We start from the raw sequence: 1996 nt of genomic DNA, 5'->3' as shown, positions 1-1996 counted from the left end.
AAAAAATATCTCGAAATATTTATTAATTGCTGGCTTGTTGTTTTGCAATTTTGCAAATGCACAACAGGTAACCATTGCCGTTGATCTTAAAAAAGAAACCGGAGATATGAAACCGGTATGGGCATGGTTTGGTTATGATGAACCAAATTATACTTACATGAAAGACGGTAAAAAACTGCTTTCGGAAATTGCTGCATTAAGCCCGGTGCCGGTGTATGTAAGGGCACATAGTTTGTTAGTTACTGGTGATGGAGTTGCAGCATTAAAATGGGGCAGCACCAATGCCTATACCGAAGATGCAAATGGAAATGCTGTTTACAACTGGACAATTATAGATAGTATTTTTGACACCTACATAAAACGTGGTATGAAGCCGCTTGCGCAAATTGGTTTTATGCCCGAAGCCATGTCAACTAATCCATCTCCATATAAACATAATTGGAAACCGGGGGATCCTTACGGTAATATTATTACCGGTTGGGCTTACCCGCCAAAAGATTATACTAAATGGGCCGAGTTGGTTTATCAATGGGTAAAGCACAGCGTTGATCGCTATGGAAAAAAAGAAGTAGAAAGCTGGTGGTGGGAGTTATGGAATGAACCTAATGGTTACTGGAAAGGAACGCAGGAAGAGTTTTTTAAATTGTATGATTACACAGCCGATGCTGTAAAGAGAGCTCTGCCTGCTGCAAAAATTGGGGGCATAAATATAGCTGGCACTGCAGGTAAAAATGCACAGGACTGGATGCATGCTTTTGTTAAGCATTGCTTTTACGATACTAATTATGTTACCAAAAAAATCGGCTCACCCATCGATATGATTTTATTTCATGCTAAAGGGTCGCCTAAAGTAGTGGATGATCATGTACAGATGAATATGGGAAGGCAGTTACAGGATATTTATATGGGTTTTAAGTTTGCAGCATCCTATCCTCAATTAAAAAACTTACCCATTGTTATTGGCGAAAGCGACCCCGAAGGTTGTGCTGCCTGTGGTATGAAAACCAACCCTTCAAATGGTTACCGCAATGGCACCATGTACTCCAGTTATACAGCAGCTTCTTTTGCAAGAAAGTATTTACTGGCCGATTCTTTTAAAGTAAATTTTTTAGGTGCAGTTACCTGGGCTTTTGAATTTGAAGACCAGCCCTGGTTTTATGGCTTTAGAGATTTGGCTACTAACGGCGTGGATAAGCCGGTTTTAAATGTGTTTAGAATGTTTGGTAAAATGAAAGGTAAAAGAGTAGCGGTTACTGGTAACCAAATGTATGATTTAAAAACAATGGTAGATTCCAGCGTAAGAAGAAATTACAATGATGTAGGCGGGTTGGCTGCAAAAGAAAAAAAATCGGCAACAATAATGGTATGGAATTATCATGACGATGATGTGATGAAGCCAGCGTTGCCCGTGGCGGTTAGTATCGATGGCCTTACTGTAAAAACCGTTACACTTACGCAATACAGGATTGATGACAAGCACAGCAATTCGTATGAAGTATGGAAAAAAATGGGTTCGCCACAAAATCCAACAGCAACACAAATTGCCGCATTAGAAAAAGCTGGGCAGTTACAAACAATTGGTAAACCAGAAAAATTGAAAGTTATAAATGGTAAATTGGCAGTAAATATTTCATTACCACAACAAGCTGTTTCTTTGTTAAAAATAGACTGGTAATTTTTTGACTTTAATATTTGATTATGAAATTATATTTAGTGCTATCATTATTTACCGGCAGTATTTCAACATTAGCATTGAATGCTCAAAAAAGCGACACTACTTTTATAGCAACAGGTAATCCAATTATCAAACACAAATTTACAGCCGACCCTGCAGCATTAGTGTATAAAGATAAAGTGTACATCTACAGCGGGCATGATGTGGCGCCGGAAAAACGTAATGGTTACGAAATGCATGAGTGGCTTTGTTTTTCTACCAGCGATATGAAAACTTTTACAGAGCACCCATCGCCATTAAATGTAAAAGCATTTGCATGGG

1 protein-coding gene and 1 pseudogene are annotated in these 1996 nt (G+C 38.6%); both read left to right on the top strand.

Translation table 11 applies throughout. The features are described from left to right. The first annotated feature begins 7 nt into the window (after positions 1-7). Positions 8-1675: a GH39 family glycosyl hydrolase gene (locus ACY65O_RS11695; RefSeq protein ID WP_462221035.1), complete on the top strand. Its 1668-nt coding sequence runs from the start codon at positions 8-10 to the stop codon at positions 1673-1675. Between the two features lie 23 nt (positions 1676-1698). Next, positions 1699-1996, top strand: a pseudogene (locus ACY65O_RS11690) (hypothetical protein); the annotation flags it as partial.

The sequence above is a fragment of the Ferruginibacter sp. genome, assembly GCF_031430955.1.
In the GTDB taxonomy this organism is placed as follows: domain Bacteria; phylum Bacteroidota; class Bacteroidia; order Chitinophagales; family Chitinophagaceae; genus Ferruginibacter.
The sequence above is the reverse complement of the archived record's forward strand: the minus strand, read 5'-3'. Positions and strand labels throughout refer to the sequence as shown.